A 17,951-nucleotide genomic window follows, 5' to 3' on the forward strand; every position below is an offset into this window, starting at 1 on the left:
CGCCGCGCAGCCGTAGACGAGCCGCCAATCAGCGTGCGGGCCGCTTCGCCCGCGCGGCGTCCAGGTATTCGCACAGCGCGGCCGCGCCTTGCGCGATCCGCGGCGACGGCCGCGTCAGCAGATCGCCGTCGATCGCGAACAGGTTGTCGCGTGCGACGGCCGTCAGCGCGGGCCACGCACGCCAGCGCGCGAGGCTCGGCAGCGGCGCGTCCGAGCGCGTCGCACCGGCGCTCGTCGTGACGATCGCTTCGGGATTCGCCGCGAGCACGGCCTCGTCGGTGACGGTCGGCGCGAGCGGCTTCAGCGCCGCGAACACGTTGCGGCCGCCGCACAGCGCAATGACGTCGCTGAACAGATGCGCGCCGTTGAGGGTCGTCAGCGGCCGGTCCCATACCTGGAAGAACATCGTGACGGGCGGCTTCGCGGAATAGCGCGCGCGCAGCGCCGCAATGTCGCGCGAGAACGCTGCCGCCGCCGCATCGGCGGCCGGTTCCGTGCCGAGCAGCGTGCCGAGCCGGCGCAGCGATGTCGCGACGTCGTCGAGATGCTTCGGTTCGCTGAAGAACAGCGGGATGTGCAGCGCACGCAGCGCGTCGGTTTGCCGCTCGGCATTGCCGTGCCGCCACACGACGATCAGGTCGGGCTTCAGCGCGGCGATTCGCTCGAGGTCGAGCGCCTTGTTGTCGCCGACGCGCGGCACCTTCTGCGCCGCGGGCGGATAGTCGCTGTACGTGACCGTGCCGACCAGCTTCGCGCCGCCGCCGGCCGCGTAGACCAGTTCGGTTGCGTGCGGCGCGAGGCTGATCACGCGTTGCGCGGGTGCGGCGAGCGTGACGGTATTGCCGGCGTCGTCGCGGGTCGTGACGTCGGCGTGCGCGAACGTCGCGTATGCGAGTGCGGCGAGCATCGCGAGCGGCGGCAGCCGGCGGAGCGAGCCGGTGCTCATGCGGATGCCGGCTGCAGTGTCGTCACGCACTGCGCGAGCGCGTCGGCGAAGCGCTGCCATTCGGCTTCGTTGCCCGGCAGGCCGACGCGTACGCTCGACGGTCGCGCGAAGTGCCGCGTCCAGATGCCATGCGCGGCGAGCGCCGCATGCAGCGCGGCGGCACGCGGATCGTCGGTCCAGCTGAAGAGCGGGGTCGCGTGCACCGCCAAGCCGTGCGCGCGCAGCAGCGCGGCGAGGCGTTCGCCGTCGGCCGCGAGCCGTTCGCGGGCGGCAGCCTGCCATGCGCGGTCGGCGAACGCGGCCGCGACCGCATGACGCGCAGGGCCGCTGACGGTCCACGCGCCGAGCATGTCGCGCAGCGCCGCGAGCGGCTCGGGATGCGCGAGCACGAAGCCCGCGCGAATCCCGGCAAGCCCGAAGAACTTGCCGACCGAGCGCAGCACGACGAGACCCGGACGATCGGCGTAGCGCGCGAGCGATGGCGCGACACCGGTATCTGCAAATGCCTCGTCGACGATCAGCGTGCCGCCGCGTGCGGACAGTTGCGCATGCCAGCCGAGCAACCGTTCGACCGGTACCCACTCGGCGGTCGGATTGTTCGGGTTCCCGACGATGACGTGACGCAGCGTCGCGGGCAATGTATCCGCGCCGATGTCGAGCGGGACGACGCGATGACCGTGACGCGCGAATGCCGGCGCGTATTCGCCGTACGCGAGCGGCGCGACGCCGGCGTCGCCGGGTGCCAGCAGCGCGGGCAGCGCGCGGATCGCGGCCTGGCTGCCGGCGACCGGCAGCACGTGCGCGGCATCGGGCGCGCCGTAGTAGCCGGCCGCGCACGCGGCGAGCGCGTCGCCGTCGTCGGGCAGCCGGCGCCATGCGTCGGCCGGGACAGGCGGCACCGGATAGCCGACCGGATTGATGCCGGTCGACAGGTCGAGCCACGCGTCGTACGGAATGCCGTGGCGGCGCGCGGCTTCATGCAGGTTGCCGCCGTGCGGAATGCGTGCGTCAGACATGATGGGTAGCAAGGAGGAGGGCGCCGCTCGCGACGAGCAGCGCGAGCCACAGCGCGAGCGTGCGCGTGACGAGCGACAGCGCGGCGGCGACGTGCAGCGCCGTCGCGGGCGCGCCGGTGCCGAGCGCGGGACGGTCTTCGATCTCGCCGTGATAGACGGCCGGGCCGCCGAGCTGCACGTTCAGGCTGCCGGCGCCGGCGGCCATCACCGGGCCCGCGTTCGGGCTGTCCCAGTGGCGCGCCTGCGTGCGCCAGCAGCGCCACGCGGCGGCCGTGTCGCCGAGCAGCGCATAGCTCGCGGCGGTGAGGCGCGCGGGGATCCAGTTGAGCGCGTCGTCGATGCGCGCGGCCGCCCAGCCGAAGGTCAAAAAGCGCGGCGTGCGGTAGCCCCACATCGCATCGAGCGTGTTCGCGAGCCGGAACAGCAGCGCGCCGGGGCCGCCGGCGACGACGAACCAGAACAGCGCGCCGAAGATCGCGTCGTTGCCGTTCTCGAGCGCCGATTCGACGGCCGCGCGCGACAGCGCGCCTTCGTCGGCTTCGCTCGTGTCGCGCGACACGATCCGCGCGGTGAGTGCGCGTGCGGCAGCGAGATCGTGCCGCAGCAGCGCGGCCGCGATCGGCGCGACATGATCGGCGAGGCTTTTCGCGCCGAGCGCGAACCACAGCAGCGCGATGTGCAGCGCGGCCGCGAGCGGCCACGGCAGCACGGCCGTGAGCCATGCGGCCACGGCCACCGGCGGCACGACCGCCGCGACCCACGCGGCGACGCCGACCGCACGGCCGCGTCGGCCCGTGTTCAGCGCGCCTTCGATGCGCGCGGCGAGCCGGCCGAACGCGACGAGCGGATGCCAGCCGGCCGGTTCGCCGAGCGTGCGATCGACGATCGCGGCCGCGACCGCGAGCATCGCGACGATCGGCAGCGACAGCATCAGCATGACGGCGCTCCGCCCTTGATTGCGAGCGGCAGACCGGCGACGAGCAGCGTCACGCGCGTCGCGAGCGCGGCGATGCGCTGGTTCAGGCGCCCGAGCTCGTCGACGTAGCGGCGCGTGACCGATCCGAGCGGCACGACGCCGAGCCCGATTTCGTTGCTGACGACGATCACCTGCGCGCGCGCTTGGCGCAACGCGTGTTCGAGCCGCTCGACCTGCGCCGTGTACGGTGCGTCGTCGAGCGGTTCGCCGTCGAGCGGACACAGCAGGTTCGTGAGCCACAGCGTCAGGCAGTCGACGAGCAGGCACGCGCGCGGATCGTCGAGTCGCGCGAGCGTGCCGGCGAGATCGACCGGCGCGTCGGCGAAACCCCAGTCGGCCGGCCGGCGCGCACGGTGATGCGCGATGCGCTGTTCGAATTCGGCATCGGCGGCGGTCGACGTCGCGGTCGCGATATAGGTGACGGGGCGGCCGCTGGCGGCGGCGAGCCGCTCGGCGTGCGCGCTCTTGCCCGAGCGCGCGCCGCCGAGGACGAAGGTGAGGTCGTGCGGAATCATCGCGTGATTGTAACGGCGCGGGCGATAATGCGGCCTTCGCTTCGCCACGACTTTTCATACGATGAACGCACCCGAACCGCAGCCGCGCGGCACGTTGATGATCCAGGGCACGACGTCCGACGCGGGCAAGAGCACGCTCGTTGCCGGCCTGTGCCGCCTCGCGCGCCGCGCGGGCGCGCGCGTCGCGCCGTTCAAGCCGCAGAACATGGCGCTCAACAGCGCGGTGACGGCCGACGGCGGCGAGATCGGCCGCGCGCAGGCGCTGCAGGCACTGGCCGCGGGCGTCGCGCCGCATACCGATTTCAATCCGGTGCTGCTGAAGCCGACCAGCGATCGCGGCGCGCAGGTGATCATCCACGGCAAGGCGCGCATGAATCTCGATGCGCGCGCGTATCACGACTACAAGCCGGTCGCGTTCGATGCGGTGCTCGAATCGTACGCGCGGCTGCGCGCCGGCTACGACACGGTGCTCGTCGAAGGCGCGGGCAGCCCGGCCGAGATCAACCTGCGCGAAGGCGACATCGCGAACATGGGCTTCGCCGAACGCGTCGACTGCCCGGTCGTGCTGGTGGCGGACATCGACCGCGGCGGCGTGTTCGCGCACCTGGTCGGCACGCTCGCATGCCTGTCGGACAGCGAGCGTGCGCGCGTGCGCGGCTTCGTGATCAACCGCTTCCGCGGCGACCTCGCGCTGCTGGAACCGGGGCTCGACTGGCTGCGCGCGCAGACCGGCAAGCCGGTGTTCGGCGTGCTGCCGTACCTGCACGGGCTGCTGCTCGACGCCGAGGACATGCTGCCGTCGCAGGCGCACAGCGCCGCCGCGCGCGCCGATGCCGGCGTGCTGCGCGTCGTGGTGCCCGCGCTGCCGCGCATCAGCAACCACACCGATTTCGATCCGCTGCGCGCGCATCCGCAGGTCGAATTCACGTACTGGAAGAGCGGCCCGGTGCCGGCCGCCGACCTGCTGATCCTGCCCGGCTCCAAGAGCGTGCAGCGCGATCTCGCGTGGCTGCGCGACGCCGGCTGGGACGCGGTGATCCGCCGACATCTGCGCTACGGCGGCAAGGTGATCGGCATCTGCGGCGGGATGCAGATGCTCGGCCGCACGCTCGACGATCCGCTCGGCCTCGAAGGCGCGCCGGGCAGCGTGCCGGGGCTCGGGCTGCTCGACTTCGACACGACGCTGCAACCGCACAAGACGCTGAAGAACGTGACCGGGCAGCTCGCGTTGCCCGGCGCGGCTGCCGTGCACGGCTACGAGATCCACATGGGCGACACGCGCGGGCCGGCGCTCGCGGCGCCCGCGCTCGAACTGGCCGCGGACGATGCGCCGGGCGGCGCGCGCCCGGACGGCGCGATGTCCGCCGACGGGCAGATCCTCGCGACCTACGTGCACGGCCTGTTCGACGCGCCCGACGCGTGTGCGGCGCTGCTCGCGTGGGCGGGGCTCGATGGCGCGGCGCGCATCGACTACCCGGCACTGCGCGAGGCGTCGCTGGAGCGGCTGGCCGATTCGTTCGCCGAGCATCTCGACCTGCGTGCGCTGTACGCCGCATTCCGCTGACGAGCGGCGCGGCCAGCTGGCATTTTGCGGCGGATCGCATACAACTCAGGAGGGCGGAGGTCCGCCCGAAGGAGCGCGACGATGAAGGGTCGATGGTGGTTGAGCGTGCTGCTCGCGGCGCTGCTGGGCGCGTCGGCGGCGCATGCGTGCGATTCGTACGCGCCGGGCGGCGGCCCGGCCGGCTCGGGCGATGCCGCACAAGGCAAGAGCGGCGGCTGAAGGGCATCCCGGCCGCCGCATACCGGATCCGAGGGCATGATCGGTCATGCCCTTTTTTACGACCCGATTCGTTCTCGATAGGAATCAGTTAAAGCCGTTTGGCGAGTTTATTGGCCGATTCGATTCGAATACAGTGCGATCCAGTCCCATCCACTTACGAAGGAATTCACCATGAACCCCAATCGCCTGAACGATCTCGGCGCGACGCTGCTGCGCGTCGCGCTCGGCGTGCTGTACCTCGCGCACGTCGCGCAGAAGGTGTTCGTCTTCACGCTGCCGGGCACCGCGCAGTTCTTCGCGTCGATCGGGCTGCCCGGCTGGCTCGCGTACGTGACGACCGTCGTCGAGCTGGCCGGCGGCCTCGCGCTGCTCGCGGGCTTCCGCGTGCGCACCGCCGCGCTGGTGCTGCTGCCGTTCATGCTGGGCGCGGTGTCCGCGCATCTGCCGAACGGCTGGGGTTTCGCGTCGCCGCACGGCGGCTGGGAATACCCGGCGTTCTGGGCCGTCACGCTGGCCGTGCAGGCGCTGCTGGGCGGCGGCGCGTTCGCGCTCGACACCCCGCGCGCCGCAACGCGAACCGCATGAACGGGGCATAAAAGGGCCGGGCATCGGCGCAACCCGTTCCGGTGACACCCGGTTTGCCGATATCATCGTTCCCTGTATCCGCAATCGAGCGGCGCGCGCCAACGGCGGCACGCGCCGCGCGGCTTTTTCGGGGGAATTCATGACGGTCATCGTGGTGGCGAATCCGAAGGGCGGCGTGGGGAAGAGCACGCTGTCCACCAATCTTGCCGGCTATTTCGCGGCGCAGGGCGCGTGGGTCGCGCTCGCCGATCTGGACCGGCAGCAGTCCGCGCATGCGTGGCTCGACCTGCGGCCCGCGGGCCTGCCGGCGATCGAGGCGTGGGATCTCGATCCGGAGGCGCCGTCGAAGCCGCCGCGCGGCCTCGAATATGCGGTGATCGACACGCCGGCCGGCCTGCACGGCAACCGGCTCAACGTCGCGCTGCAACTGGCGGACAAGGTGATCGTGCCGCTGCAGCCGTCGATGTTCGATATTCTCGCGACCCAGCAGTTTCTCGAGCGCCTCGCGGCCGAGAAGGCCGTGCGCAAGGGCAGCGTCGAGATCGGAATCGTCGGGATGCGGGTCGATGCGCGCACGCGTTCGTCGGACCAATTGCACCGGTTCGTCGAAGGGCTCGGGCTGCCGGTGCTCGGCTACGTGCGCGACACGCAGAACTACGTGCAGATCGCCGCGCACGGCCTCACGCTGTGGGACGTCGCGAAGAGCCGCGTCGACAAGGATCTCGACCAGTGGCGGCCGATCGTCGAATGGGCCGAGCGCCGCGCGTCGAAGGCGGAGAAGGTCGCGAAGGCGTCCTGACCGGCGCACCGTCCGCATCGGCCGCGCCGGAAGCGGCGAACGCGGCGAACGCGCAACGAATGGCGCCAAAAGAAAGGGCCTGGGCCGGCATCGCGCCGGACCAGGCCCTTCGTACGTAGGCGGCTGCGCGGCGCGGGCCGCTGCGGCGCCCGGGGCGCCACCGCGGTCACCCGGCGTGTCGCGACACGCCGGCGGCCGCGTCGCTCAGCTCCAGCTCTGCGTCGGCACGTGATCGCGGTGGCCCTTGATCTTGTTGCCTTCGTCGATGAACACGAGCTTCGGCTTCCAGCCGGCCTGCAGCTCGGCTTCGTCGACCATCGCGAACGCCGCGATGATCACGAGGTCGCCCAGCTGCGCGCGGCGCGCGGCCGAGCCGTTCAGCGAGATCATTCCGCTGCCGCGTTCGCCCTTGATCGCGTACGTCGAGAAGCGCTCGCCGTTGTTGATGTTCCAGATGTCGATCCGTTCGTTTTCGATCAGGCCCGCCGCTTCGAGCAGGTCTTCGTCGATCGCGCACGAGCCTTCGTAGTGCAGCTCGCAGTGCGTGACGGCCGCGCGGTGGATCTTCGATTTGAGCATATGGCGCTGCATGGTATCTCCGTGATGCGTGTGAGGCGACGGCCGGCGGCCCGTCAGATTTCCAGGTTGTCGATCAGGCGCGTCGCGCCGAGCTTCGCGGCCGCCAGCACGACGAGCGGCTCGCCGGCTTCGAGTTCGGCGGCGCTCGGCGCGATCAGGTTCGCGCGGCGGCGGATCGCGATGTAGTCGGGCGCCCAGCCGCGCTCGGTCAGGTGCGCACGCGCGTGCGCCTCGAGCTTGCCGAGGTCGCGTTCGCCGCCGAGCACGCTGTCGCGCACGCGCTGCAGCGTCTTCGCGAGTTCGGGCGCTTCGCTGCGCTCGTCGGTCGTCAGGTAGCGGTTGCGCGACGACAGCGCGAGGCCGTCGTCGTCGCGCACGGTCTCGGCCGCGATGATGTCGACCGGCAGCGCGAGCTGCTGGCACATCCGGCGCACGATCATCAGCTGCTGGTAGTCCTTCTTGCCGAACACGGCGACGCGCGGCTGCACGCAGGACATCAGCTTCGTGACGACCGTGCACACGCCGGCGAAGAAGCCCGGGCGAAACTCGCCTTCGAGAATCCCGCCGAGATCGTCGGGCGGCAGCACGCGGTACTCCTGCGGCTCCGGATACATGTCGCGCTCGGTCGGCGCGAACAGTACGTAGACGTTTTCCTTCTGCAGCTTCTCGATGTCGTCCTGCAGCGTGCGCGGATATTTGTCGAAATCCTCGTTCGGACCGAACTGCAGCCGGTTGACGAAGATGCTCGCCACGACCGGGTCGCCGTGCTGGCGCGCGAGGCGCATCAGCGACAGGTGACCTTCGTGCAGATTGCCCATCGTCGGCACGAACGCCGTGCGGTTCTGGCCGCGCAACTGGTCGCGCAGTTCCTGGATCGAGCTGATGACTTTCATGATCGGATAGCGGGTTCCTCGCGCATGCGCGCGTTGGCGCCGCAACAGCGGCGTCGGGGTCGAAGCGGAGAACGCCGGCGCGCGGGCGGCGCATCGGGCGTCGGCGGATTGTAGAGGATTTGGCCGCCGGACGCATCGAAAAAAGAACGATCGTTCACTTTTTAATCGGGCGTGCCGGGAGCGGGCCGCGCGGACGGCCCGGCAGCGAATGGTGCGTTGCAGTGTGTTGCGGCGGATGCCGACGCGGCGGCGCGCGTTACGCGGGCAGGTAGGCGAGGCGCACGTAGATCGGCGCGAACGGTTCCGGCTGCGTGATCTCGACGAGCGATTCGCGCGCGAGCTCGAGCATCGCGATGAAGTTCACGACGACGACCGGCACGCCGCGCGACGTGTCGAACAGGTCGGCGAACTCCATGAAGCGCGCGTTCTGCAGCTTGCGCAGGATCAGGCTCATGTGCTCGCGCACCGACAGCTCCTCGCGGGAGATCTTGTGGTGCTGCACGAGCTTCGCGCGCTTGAGCACGTCGGCCCACGCGGCGCGCAGGTCGTCCGAGTTCACGTCGGGAAAGCGCGGCGTGATGCTCTGCTCGATGTAGACCTCGGCGCGCAGGAAGTCGCGGCCGAGCTGCGGCAACTGGTCGAGGCGCTGCGCGGCGAGCTTCATCTGCTCGTATTCGAGCAGGCGGCGCACGAGTTCCGCGCGCGGATCCTCGGCTTCCTCGCCGGTATCGGCCTTCTTGACCGGCAGCAGCATCCGCGACTTGATCTCGATCAGCATCGCGGCCATCAGCAGGTATTCGGCCGCCAGCTCGAGGTTCGACGTGCGGATCTGGTCGACATAACCCAGATACTGCGCGGTCACCTGCGCCATCGGGATGTCGAGCACGTTGAAGTTCTGCTTGCGGATCAGGTACAGCAGCAGGTCGAGCGGCCCCTCGAACGTCTCGAGGAACACCTCGAGCGCATCGGGCGGGATGTACAGATCCTGCGGAAGCTTGAAGAGCGGCTCGCCGTACAGGCGAGCGAACGCCGCGACACCGTCCACTGTGTCGGGCGTCGAATCGGCGCCCGCGGGCGCGGCGATCGCGTCGTCCTGCCGGGCGGCGCTGGCCTCGTCGGCGGCGCTCACGGCGTCAGAAGTTCTGGTAGTACACGTAGGGCGTTTGCTTCACGCGCGATTCCTGCTGTTCGGCGCGCTCGTCGAGGTCGATCGGCTGCTTGTCCCACAGCAGGGAACGGCCCTTGCGCTGCTCTTCTTCGAGCGTCGGCTTCTGTTGCTTGAGCTGGTTCAGGAACTGCGTGACGTCGGACTGGTACGGCATGGCTTGGCTTTCCGTTTCGGGCGGCGCACGATGCGCCGGATTCGCGATGGCGGGATTTTACCGCATCGCGGGGAACAGCCGGCGGCAATCGCGCGTCGAATCCGCTGGCCGGTGCGCGCGGCACGGCCCGCCGGCGCAGCGCGCGCGTCGTTGCGTGCAAGCGTCAAAGCGGCGCCGGAGCGGGCATGGCCTCCGCCCTGTGGTCAAATACAGGGTTTTCCACGAAATCACGACAACCGAGGGCGAGGTCCTATTTGGCGGGTCAGGCGAACCAGCAAGCACATCCGGCGCACGACGCGGCCCCGCGCGCGGCCCGCAACGCCGGCCGGCGCGCGCGGCGCGGCGCCGGTGCCGCGGCCCGGGCGGCCCTCGCCGGCTGTCTCGCCGCGCTCGTCGCGCTGCCCGCGTACGCGAAGTACGACGTCGACATCGACGCGCCGCGCTCGATCCGCAAGCTGCTCAAGACCCATCTCGACATCGCGCGCTTCGCGAAGCGCGACGACATCAGCGACGACCAGTTCGACTTCCTCGTGACCGCCACGCCGCAGCAGGTGCGCGACCTGACCGCGACCGCCGGCTATTTTTCGCCGGTCGTGCGTACCGACGTGCGCACGCGCGACGGCAAGCGCGACGTGCGCGTCGCGGTCGATCCGGGTCCGCAGACCGTCGTGTCGACGGTCGACCTGACGTTCAAGGGGCCGGTCGGCACCGAGGATCCGAAGCAGGAGGCCGCGACCCGCTTCGCGTTCTCGCTGAAGCCGGGCGACCCGTTCACGCAGTCCGACTGGGACGGCGCGAAGGGAGCGGCGCTCAAGCAACTGCAGTCGCGCCGCTACCTCGGCGCGAAGATCGCGTCGTCGGAGGCGCGCATCGATCCGCGCACGCAGCGCGCGACGCTGGCCGTCACGTTCGACAGCGGCCCGACGTTTACGATCGGCAAGGTCGACGTCGACGGCGTGCGCCGCTACCCGGAGAAGATCGTCACGAACGTCAATCCGCTGTCGGAAGGCGAGATCTACGACGCGCGGCGGATCACCGAGCTGCAGCGGCAACTGCAGAACACGCCGTATTACGCGAGCGTCGCGATCGACGTCGGCGACGATACGTCGAAGCCCGAGCGCACGCCCGTGCACGTGAAGGTCAGCGAGTTCCCGTACAACAGCATCCGCGGCGGCGTCGGCTATGCGACCGACACCGGCCCGCACGTGCAGGGTTCGTACACGTATCTCGATACGTTCGGCGCCGCGTGGCCGCTCACCGTGTCGGGCCGGCTCGACCAGATCCAGCAGTACGGGCAGATCCAGCTGTCGATGCCGCCCGGCGAGAAAGGGTGGACCAACAGCGTGCTCGCGTCGTACACGAACACCAACGTGTCGGACACGCGCATCTACAGCGCGCGGGTCGGCGCGCAGCGTACGCGCACCGGCCAGTTCATCGACTATGCGTACTCGCTGATGTACTACCAGGACCGGCTCGACCAGAACAGCGCGGGCCCGACCACGAGCCGCGCGCTGGTGCCGCAGTGGGCGTGGACGCGCCGCAACGTCGACGATCCGCTGTTTCCGCGCTCGGGCAACCTGATCCACGCGGAGGCCGGCTTCGCGATCAAGGGCGTGCTGACCGACCAGACCTTCATCCGCGGCTACGCGCGCGGCCAGCAGTACGTGCCGATCGGCCGTCGCGACCTGTTCGTGTTCCGCGCGGAGCTCGGCGGCGTGTTCACGAGCGGCAGTTCGAACGGCGTGCCGGCGTCGCTGCTGTTTCGCGCCGGCGGCTCGAACTCGGTGCGCGGCTACGGCTACCAGAGCATCGGCAACAACGTCGACGGCTCCGTGCTGCCGACCAAGTACCTGATGACGGGCACCGCCGAATACCAGCACTGGTTCAACCACGACTGGGGTGCCGCGACGTTCTTCGACATCGGCACCGCGACCGATGCGTGGGGCGAACGCGTGTTCTATCCGGGCGTCGGCATCGGCGCGCGCTGGCGCAGCCCCGTCGGCCCGATCAACGTCGACGTCGCGTACGGGCTGCGCAACCACAGCGTGCGCCCGTACCTGACGCTCGGCATCGCTTTCTGACCTTGTTGCCCGATCCACGACGAACCGCATGACGAAGGACCCGAACGACACGCCGCCGCCGAACGATCCGGACTCGCCCGAGCGTGCGCCCGACGCGCCGCCGCGCGCGCCGCGGCGCCGGCGTGCCGGCCGGATCGTCGCGTGGACGCTCGCGACGGTCGTGCTGCTCGTCGTGCTCGCGGCGGGGCTCGTGCTCGCTGCAGCGACGAGCGAACGCGGCACGCGGCTCGCGTGGCAGACGGCCGTGCACGTGCTGGGCGGGCGGCTCGCGGGTACGCTGGAAGGCGGCGCGCTCGCGACCGGCGTGCGGCTGCGCGATTTCGCATGGACGAGCCCCGGCGGCGCCGGCACCGAAGTGCGGATCGACCGGCTCGACGGCCGCTGGGCATTGACGCGCGCGCCGTGGCGGCTGTCGGTCGCGTATCTGCGCGCGGGCACGATCGACGTGCGGATCGTGCCGGGGCCGTCGAAGCCGGCCACGACGCCGCAGGACCTGAGCCTGCCGCTGCAGCTGCGGATCGACGACCTGCGCGTCGATCACCTGGCGATCCACGAAGGCGCGTCGACGACGCAGCTCGATCATCTGGCGCTGAACGGCCGCAGCGACGGCCGTCACCATGAACTCGCGCTCGATGGCGTCGACACGCCGTACGGCGCGCTGACCGCGCGCGCGAAGCTCGACGGCATGAAGCCGTTCGCGCTGACGGGCAACGCGACGTACGTGGGCAAGCTCGCCAACGAGCCGGTCAACGCGAGCGCGAACGTGTCCGGTTCGCTCGAAGCGCTCGTCGCGGACGTCTCCGCGAGCGGGATGAAGCTGAACGGGCGCGCGCACGTCGAGGCCGCGCCGTTCGGCGCGGTGCCGCTCACGCGCGCGTCGCTCGTGTTCGATCACGTGAATCCGCAGGCGATTTCCCCCGGCGCGCCGGCCGCCGATCTCGCGGTGCGCGCGGAGCTCGCGCCCGTGACCGCGCCGGCCGGCGCCGCACCCGCCAAGGGCTTCGCGGTCACGGGGCCGGTGTCGATCGTCAACGCGAAGCCCGGCACGCTCGGCGAGCACCTGCTGCCGGTCGTCGACGCGCACGCGACCGTGAACCTCGACGCGCACGCGCAGCGGATCGACGGCCTCGCGCTGAAGCTGATCCGCGACGGCAGCGTGACCGGCAGCGGCACGCTGACGGGCGGCAAGGGCCGCTTCGACCTGACGGTCGCGAATCTCGATCTCAATGCGTTCGTCGCCGAATTGCGGCCGATGCGCCTCGGCGGCCCGCTCGGCGTGACGCTCGCCGGTGGCGTGACGACCGTCGACTTCAACCTGAACGATCCGAAGCTCGCGCTCGGCGCGCGCGCGAAGGTCGCGCTCACGCAGCAGCAGACGGTGCTGACCGATGCACGCGTGACGGCCGGCAAGGGCCGCATCGACCTGACCGGCGTGTTCCGTCATGACGCGCATTCGAGCTACGACGCGAAAGCGACGCTGACCGCGTTCGATCCGCTGCTGCTCGCCGCGATGAGCGCGCCGGTTGCTGCGAGCGGCAAGCCGGCTGCGAAAGGGGCTGCGAGACCGGTGAAGACGGCGGGCAAGGCGCCGGCGAAGCACGGCGAAACGCGCGTGTCGGGCACGCTGACGGCCTCCGGCGCGTTCGCGCCGCAAGTGTCGACTAAGGCGACCTTCAAGCTTGGCGACAGCCTGTACGACGGCGTGCCGCTGACCGGCGCCGGCGTCGTGCAGGTCGCCGGCACGCGAATCCTGCCGAGCAACGCGACGCTGTCGATCGCGGGCAACCACGTCGACCTGCGCGGCAGCTTCGGCGCGCCGGGCGACCGGCTGCGCTTCGTCGTCGACGCGCCGGAACTCGACCGGCTCGGCTTCGGCATGCAGGGGCTCGTGAAAGCGCAGGGCGACCTGACCGGCAGCTTCGCGCACCCGAACGTGACGGCAACCTACAACGCGCAGCACGTCGTGGTCGGCTCGAACCGGATCGGCGCCGCGCAGGGCCGCGCCGACATCCGCGACGGCGCGCACGGCGCGCTGGTGTTCACCGCCGACGCAACCGACCTCGCGCTCGGCTCGCTGCAGCTGAAATCGCTGCGCGCGAACCTCGACGGCACGCGCGCGAAGCACACGCTCGACGTGTCGGCGCTCGGGGCGGCCGGCGGCCGCATGATCGACCTGACGCTCGCCGCGAACGGCGGCGTGGTCGAGAACCGCGACGGAATGCGCTGGGACGGCACCGTCACGCGCCTCGCGAACCGCGGCACGCCGTCGGTCGCGCTGCAGGCGCCGCTCGCCGTGTCGGCCGGTGCCGGACGCGTGACGCTCGGCGCGACGCGGCTCACGCTCGAGGGCGCGGCGATCGACCTGAAGTCGTTCGTGTTCGATCACGGGCAGATGCGTTCGGCCGGCACCGTGCGCGACGCATCGGTTGCACGCTTCTTCCAGGTCCGCCAGGAACTGACGGGCCAGCGCCCGCCGGTGCGCACCGACGTCGTGCTCGATTCCGACTGGGATTTCTCGCTCGGCGCGAACGCGACCGGCTACGTGCAGGTGAAGCGGCGCGGCGGCGACGTGACGATCGAGACCGGCCGCGGCATCGCGTCGCTCGGGCTGACCGACCTGTCCGCGCGCGCGAGCTTCGTGCCCGGCAACCGGCTGAACGTGGTCGCGCTCGCGAAGGCGAACCGGATCGGCTCGCTCGACGCGAACGTCACCGTGCCGTTCGCGCTGCGCGACGGCGTGTTCGGCGTCGTCGACGACGGCCCGCTGGCGGGCCGCATCGACGCCGACATCCCGTCGCTGAAGGCGACCGGCAACCTGTTCGGACCGAGCTACCTGCTCGGCGGGCGCGCGGCGCTGCACCTGACGGTCGCCGGCACGCCGGTGAAGCCGAACGTGTCGGGGATGCTGACGGGCGACGATCTGTCGGCGACGCTCGTCGACCAGGGCGTGCAGCTGAAGGACGGCATCGTGCGCGTGAAGCTCGCGGAGAACCTCGTCGAATTCCAGCAGGTCGAGTTCCACGGCGGCGACGGCACGCTGCGCGCGATCGGCCGCGTGCGGCTCGACGGCGAGGCGCCGGACCTGACCGCAAGCATCGTTGCGGACAAACTGGAGCTGTTCGCGGCGCCGGATCGCAAGCTGTCGCTGACGGGCAAGGCGACCGTCGCGAACGACGGGCCGCGCGGCGCGCTGTCGATCGACGGCAAGTTCGTCGTCGATCGCGCGCTGTTCGACCTGCCCGAGCAGTCGGCGCCGCATCTGTCCGACGATGTCGTGATCGTGCGCCCGGACGGCACGGTGCGCGGCGACGTGCAGACGGGTACCGCGGCCGCGAAGCCGCAGAAGGTTGGCGACAAGCCGGCGCCGTCGCTCGCGCCGCGCGCGAACATCGACATCGGGCTCGGCAACGACTTCCGCTTCAAGGGGCACGGCGCGGATCTCGGGCTGCGCGGCACGATCACCGTGATGAGCGCGCCGGGCGTGCCGCTGCGTGCGATCGGCAACGTGCGCGTGACCGAAGGATCGACGTACACGTCGTTCGGCCGCAAGCTCGCGGTGGAGAACGGCTTCTTCACGTTCAACGGCCCGGTGTCGAATCCGGGGATCAACATCCTCGCGATGCGGCGCAACCAGGAAGTCGAGGCCGGCGTGCAGGTGACTGGCACGATCCAGGCGCCGACGGTCAAGCTCGTGTCCGAGCCGAACGTCACCGACAACGAGAAGCTGTCGTGGCTGCTGTTCGGGCACGGCACCGACCAGGGCAACAACGTCGGCCAGCAGAACGCGATGACGGCCGCGCTCGCGCTGCTCGGCAGCGCGACCGGCAAGCGCGTCGCGCAGACCATCGGCCTCGACGAATTCTCGATCGGCCGCAGCGACGTCGGCCTGACCGATCCGCAGGTCGTGCAGATCTCGAAGGCGATCAACGAGCGCTTCGTGCTCGGTTACGAGCAGGGGCTGCAGTCGGCCAGCAACGCGTTCAAGGCGACGATCAACCTGACACGCTTCTGGTCGGTGTCCGCGTATGGCGGCACGTTCCAGGGCGTCGACCTGAACTACACGCGGCGCTTCGATCGCTGGTTCAGCCAGCGGTAAGCCAGCACGCGCTGCGTGCCGCTGGCGAGCCGCCATCGCGCGCACAAAAAAGCCCCGCACGACGTGCGGGGCTTGTTGCGCCAGCGGCAGCGTGTGCGGGTTACTTCACGCGCATGCCCGGCTTCGCGCCGCTGTGCGGCTCGAGGATGTAGAGGCCCGGTTCCGCCTTCTCGTCGGCCGCCGACGCGGCGAGCACCATCCCTTCGGACAGCCCGAACTTCATCTTGCGCGGCGCCAGGTTCGCGACCATCACCGTCAGCTTGCCGACCAGTTGCTCCGGCTGGTATGCGGACTTGATGCCCGAGAACACGTTGCGGGTTTTTTCCTCGCCGATGTCGAGCGTGAGCTGCAGCAGCTTGTCCGAGCCTTCGACGGCCTGGCACGCAACGATCTTTGCGATGCGCAGGTCGACCTTCGCGAAATCGTCGATCGAGATCGGGCCGTCGTCCGCACCGTTCGCGGCGGCTGCCTTCGCGTTCGCCTTCGCGCTCTTCGCGTCCTTCGCGGCGTTGGCTGCGGCTGCGCCCGCGGCGGCGGCACCGGTGGCCTCGGCCTGCAGCGAGTCGCGGTTCGCGGCAAGCAGCGCGTCGATCTGCTTCGCGTCGACACGCGTCATCAGGTGCTGGTACGCATGGATCGGCTGCGCCGACGACAGCGGCTTCGCGGCATCGGCCCACGCGAGCGGCGCGATCCCGAAGAACGCTTCGACCGCTTCGGCGACGCGCGGCATCACCGGCTTCAGCGCGAGCGACAGCAGGCGGAACGCCTCGAGGCTCACGCTGCAGGTTTCGTGCAGCGCGACTGCATTGGCCGGATCCTTCGCGAGTTCCCACGGCTTCGCGCCGTCGACGTACGCGTTCACTTCGTCCGCGAGCTCCATCGTCTGGCGCAGCGCGCGGCTGTATTCGCGCGCTTCGTAGTGCGCGGCGATCGCCGGAATCGCATCGCGCAGCTTCGCGACGAGCGGATGATTCATCGCGCTGTCCTGCACGCGGCCGTCGAAACGCTTGATCAGGAAGCCGGCCGCGCGGCTCGCGATGTTCACGTACTTGCCGACGAGGTCGCTGTTCACGCGCGCCTGGAAGTCGTCGAGGTTCAGGTCGATGTCTTCCATCGTCGCGTTCAGCTTCGCGGCGAAGTAGTAGCGCAGCCATTCGGGGTTCAGGCCCGTGTCGATGTAGCTCTGCGCGGTGATGAACGTGCCGCGCGACTTCGACATCTTCGCGCCGTCGACCGTCAGGAAGCCGTGCGCGAACACGTTGGTCGGCGTGCGATGGCCCGAGAACTCGAGCATCGCCGGCCAGAACAGCGTATGGAAATACAGGATGTCCTTGCCGATGAAGTGGTATTGCTCGGCGGTCGAGCCCGAGCGGATCCACGCATCGAAGTCGATGCCCTTGCGGTCGCACAGGTTCTTGAAGCTCGCGTAGTAGCCGACCGGCGCGTCGAGCCACACGTAGAAGTACTTGCCGGGCGCGCCCGGGATCTCGAAGCCGAAGTACGGCGCGTCGCGCGAGATGTCCCAGTCGGCGAGCTTCGCTTCACCCGCGTCGCCGAGCCATTCGCGCATCTTGTTGGTGGCTTCCGGCTGCGCGAGGCCGCTGACCCATTCGCGCAGGAACGATTCGCAGCGCGGGTCGGACAGGCGGAAGAAGTAGTGCGTCGACTTCTTGCGCACCGGCGTCGCGCCGGACACGACCGAGTACGGATTCAGCAGTTCGGTCGGCAGATAGGTCGAGCCGCACACTTCGCAGTTGTCGCCGTACTGGTCCTTCGCGTGGCACTTCGGGCACTCGCCCTTGATGAAGCGGTCCGGCAGGAACATTTCCTTGACGGGATCGTACGCCTGCTCGATCTCGCGCTCGGCGATCAGGCCGTTTTCCTTCAGCGCGACGTAGATCTTCTCGCTGAGCACGCGGTTTTCTTCCGAATCGGTCGAGTAGAAGTTGTCGAACGACACGCCGAAGCTGTCGAAATCGCGCTTGTGCTCGGTCCACACGCGGTCGATCAGCTGCTTCGGCGTGAGGCCTTCCTTCTCCGCGCGCAGCATGACCGGCGTGCCGTGCGTGTCGTCGGCGCCGATGTAGTAGACCTCGTGGCCGTGCATTCGCAGCGTCCGCACCCAGATGTCGGTCTGGATGTATTCGACCAGATGGCCGATGTGGATCTGCCCGTTGGCATAGGGCAGTGCGGACGTAACGAGGATCTGGCGGCTGCCTTGCGGCGCCGCGGCCTGCACGGAAGTGAGGTCGGATGCGGACATAGGGTCTGTAGGAGAACGGCGGGGAAAACGACGGAAACTGCGATTCTAGCAGGGGCGCGGGCAGGTCAGCCGGGGCACGCGCGTTGGGAAGGGCCGA

The 17,951-nt window shown here is 70.0% G+C and carries 15 protein-coding genes; 6 read left to right on the top strand and 9 right to left on the bottom strand.

Annotation, left to right across the window (positions count from 1 at the left end; translation table 11 throughout):
- Nucleotides 1-28 precede the first annotated feature (28 nt).
- From Q3A80_RS12600 to cobU, 4 genes are read right to left on the bottom strand one after another with little or no spacing between them, the layout of a single operon-like run.
- Nucleotides 29-946 carry a cobalamin-binding protein gene (locus Q3A80_RS12600; RefSeq protein ID WP_446329326.1) on the bottom strand — a complete coding sequence of 306 codons (918 nt, stop codon included), beginning with the start codon at nt 944-946 and terminating at the stop codon, nt 29-31.
- Complete coding sequence (gene cobD, locus Q3A80_RS12605; protein WP_446329327.1) at nt 943-1,962, bottom strand: threonine-phosphate decarboxylase CobD; 1,020 nt, start codon at nt 1,960-1,962, stop codon at nt 943-945. Before cobD ends, Q3A80_RS12600 begins: the two co-directional genes overlap by 4 nt.
- The gene (cbiB, locus tag Q3A80_RS12610) at nt 1,955-2,899 is read right to left on the bottom strand and encodes an adenosylcobinamide-phosphate synthase CbiB (RefSeq protein WP_446329328.1); all 945 of its coding nucleotides are present in this window, start codon (nt 2,897-2,899) and stop codon (nt 1,955-1,957) included. Before cbiB ends, cobD begins: the two co-directional genes overlap by 8 nt.
- Complete coding sequence (gene cobU, locus Q3A80_RS12615) at nt 2,893-3,453, bottom strand: bifunctional adenosylcobinamide kinase/adenosylcobinamide-phosphate guanylyltransferase (RefSeq protein WP_446329329.1); 561 nt, start codon at nt 3,451-3,453, stop codon at nt 2,893-2,895. Before cobU ends, cbiB begins: the two co-directional genes overlap by 7 nt.
- Nucleotides 3,454-3,514: 61 nt before the next feature.
- Here cobU and Q3A80_RS12620 point away from each other — a divergent pair, with 61 nt between their 5' ends.
- From Q3A80_RS12620 to Q3A80_RS12635, 4 genes are all read left to right on the top strand, one after another.
- Nucleotides 3,515-5,017, top strand: coding sequence for a cobyric acid synthase (locus tag Q3A80_RS12620; RefSeq protein WP_446329330.1), 1,503 nt, complete (start codon nt 3,515-3,517; stop codon nt 5,015-5,017).
- A gap of 81 nt (nt 5,018-5,098) precedes the next feature.
- Complete coding sequence (locus Q3A80_RS12625; RefSeq protein WP_446329331.1) at nt 5,099-5,236, top strand: hypothetical protein; 138 nt, start codon at nt 5,099-5,101, stop codon at nt 5,234-5,236.
- Between the two features lie 171 nt (nt 5,237-5,407).
- Nucleotides 5,408-5,821: a DoxX family protein gene (locus Q3A80_RS12630; RefSeq protein ID WP_446329332.1), complete on the top strand. Its 414-nt coding sequence runs from the start codon at nt 5,408-5,410 to the stop codon at nt 5,819-5,821.
- Nucleotides 5,822-5,960: 139 nt separating this feature from the next.
- Nucleotides 5,961-6,620, top strand: a complete 660-nt coding sequence (locus Q3A80_RS12635) for a ParA family protein (protein ID WP_446329333.1) — start codon at nt 5,961-5,963, stop codon at nt 6,618-6,620.
- Nucleotides 6,621-6,824: 204 nt separating this feature from the next.
- On the opposite strand, the gene panD is transcribed toward Q3A80_RS12635, so the two are convergent.
- The 4 genes from panD to Q3A80_RS12655 form a co-directional block, all read right to left on the bottom strand.
- The gene (gene panD / locus Q3A80_RS12640) at nt 6,825-7,211 is read right to left on the bottom strand and encodes an aspartate 1-decarboxylase (protein ID WP_040141426.1); all 387 of its coding nucleotides are present in this window, start codon (nt 7,209-7,211) and stop codon (nt 6,825-6,827) included.
- Nucleotides 7,212-7,252: 41 nt separating this feature from the next.
- Nucleotides 7,253-8,092 (bottom strand): pantoate--beta-alanine ligase, encoded by an 840-nt coding sequence (panC, locus tag Q3A80_RS12645; RefSeq protein WP_446329334.1) that lies wholly within the window; start codon nt 8,090-8,092, stop codon nt 7,253-7,255.
- 256 nt (nt 8,093-8,348) lie between these two features.
- Nucleotides 8,349-9,221: a segregation and condensation protein A gene (locus tag Q3A80_RS12650; RefSeq protein WP_044849220.1), complete on the bottom strand. Its 873-nt coding sequence runs from the start codon at nt 9,219-9,221 to the stop codon at nt 8,349-8,351.
- 4 nt (nt 9,222-9,225) lie between these two features.
- On the bottom strand, nt 9,226-9,414 hold the full coding sequence (locus Q3A80_RS12655) for a DUF3460 family protein (RefSeq protein WP_009692996.1): 189 nt from the start codon (nt 9,412-9,414) through the stop codon (nt 9,226-9,228).
- 254 nt (nt 9,415-9,668) lie between these two features.
- On the opposite strand from Q3A80_RS12655, the gene Q3A80_RS12660 reads away from it, so the two are divergent.
- Both Q3A80_RS12660 and Q3A80_RS12665 read left to right on the top strand, forming a co-directional pair.
- Complete coding sequence (locus tag Q3A80_RS12660) at nt 9,669-11,495, top strand: autotransporter assembly complex protein TamA (RefSeq protein ID WP_446329335.1); 1,827 nt, start codon at nt 9,669-9,671, stop codon at nt 11,493-11,495.
- A gap of 28 nt (nt 11,496-11,523) precedes the next feature.
- Entirely contained in the window at nt 11,524-15,591 is a 4,068-nt protein-coding gene (locus tag Q3A80_RS12665) for a translocation/assembly module TamB domain-containing protein (protein WP_446329336.1), read from the top strand.
- 100 nt (nt 15,592-15,691) lie between these two features.
- Here Q3A80_RS12665 and metG read toward each other — a convergent pair whose 3' ends face one another.
- Complete coding sequence (gene metG, locus Q3A80_RS12670) at nt 15,692-17,854, bottom strand: methionine--tRNA ligase (protein WP_446329337.1); 2,163 nt, start codon at nt 17,852-17,854, stop codon at nt 15,692-15,694.
- Between the last annotated feature and the right edge of the window lie 97 nt (nt 17,855-17,951).

The organism is Burkholderia sp. SR8 (genome assembly GCF_052851275.1).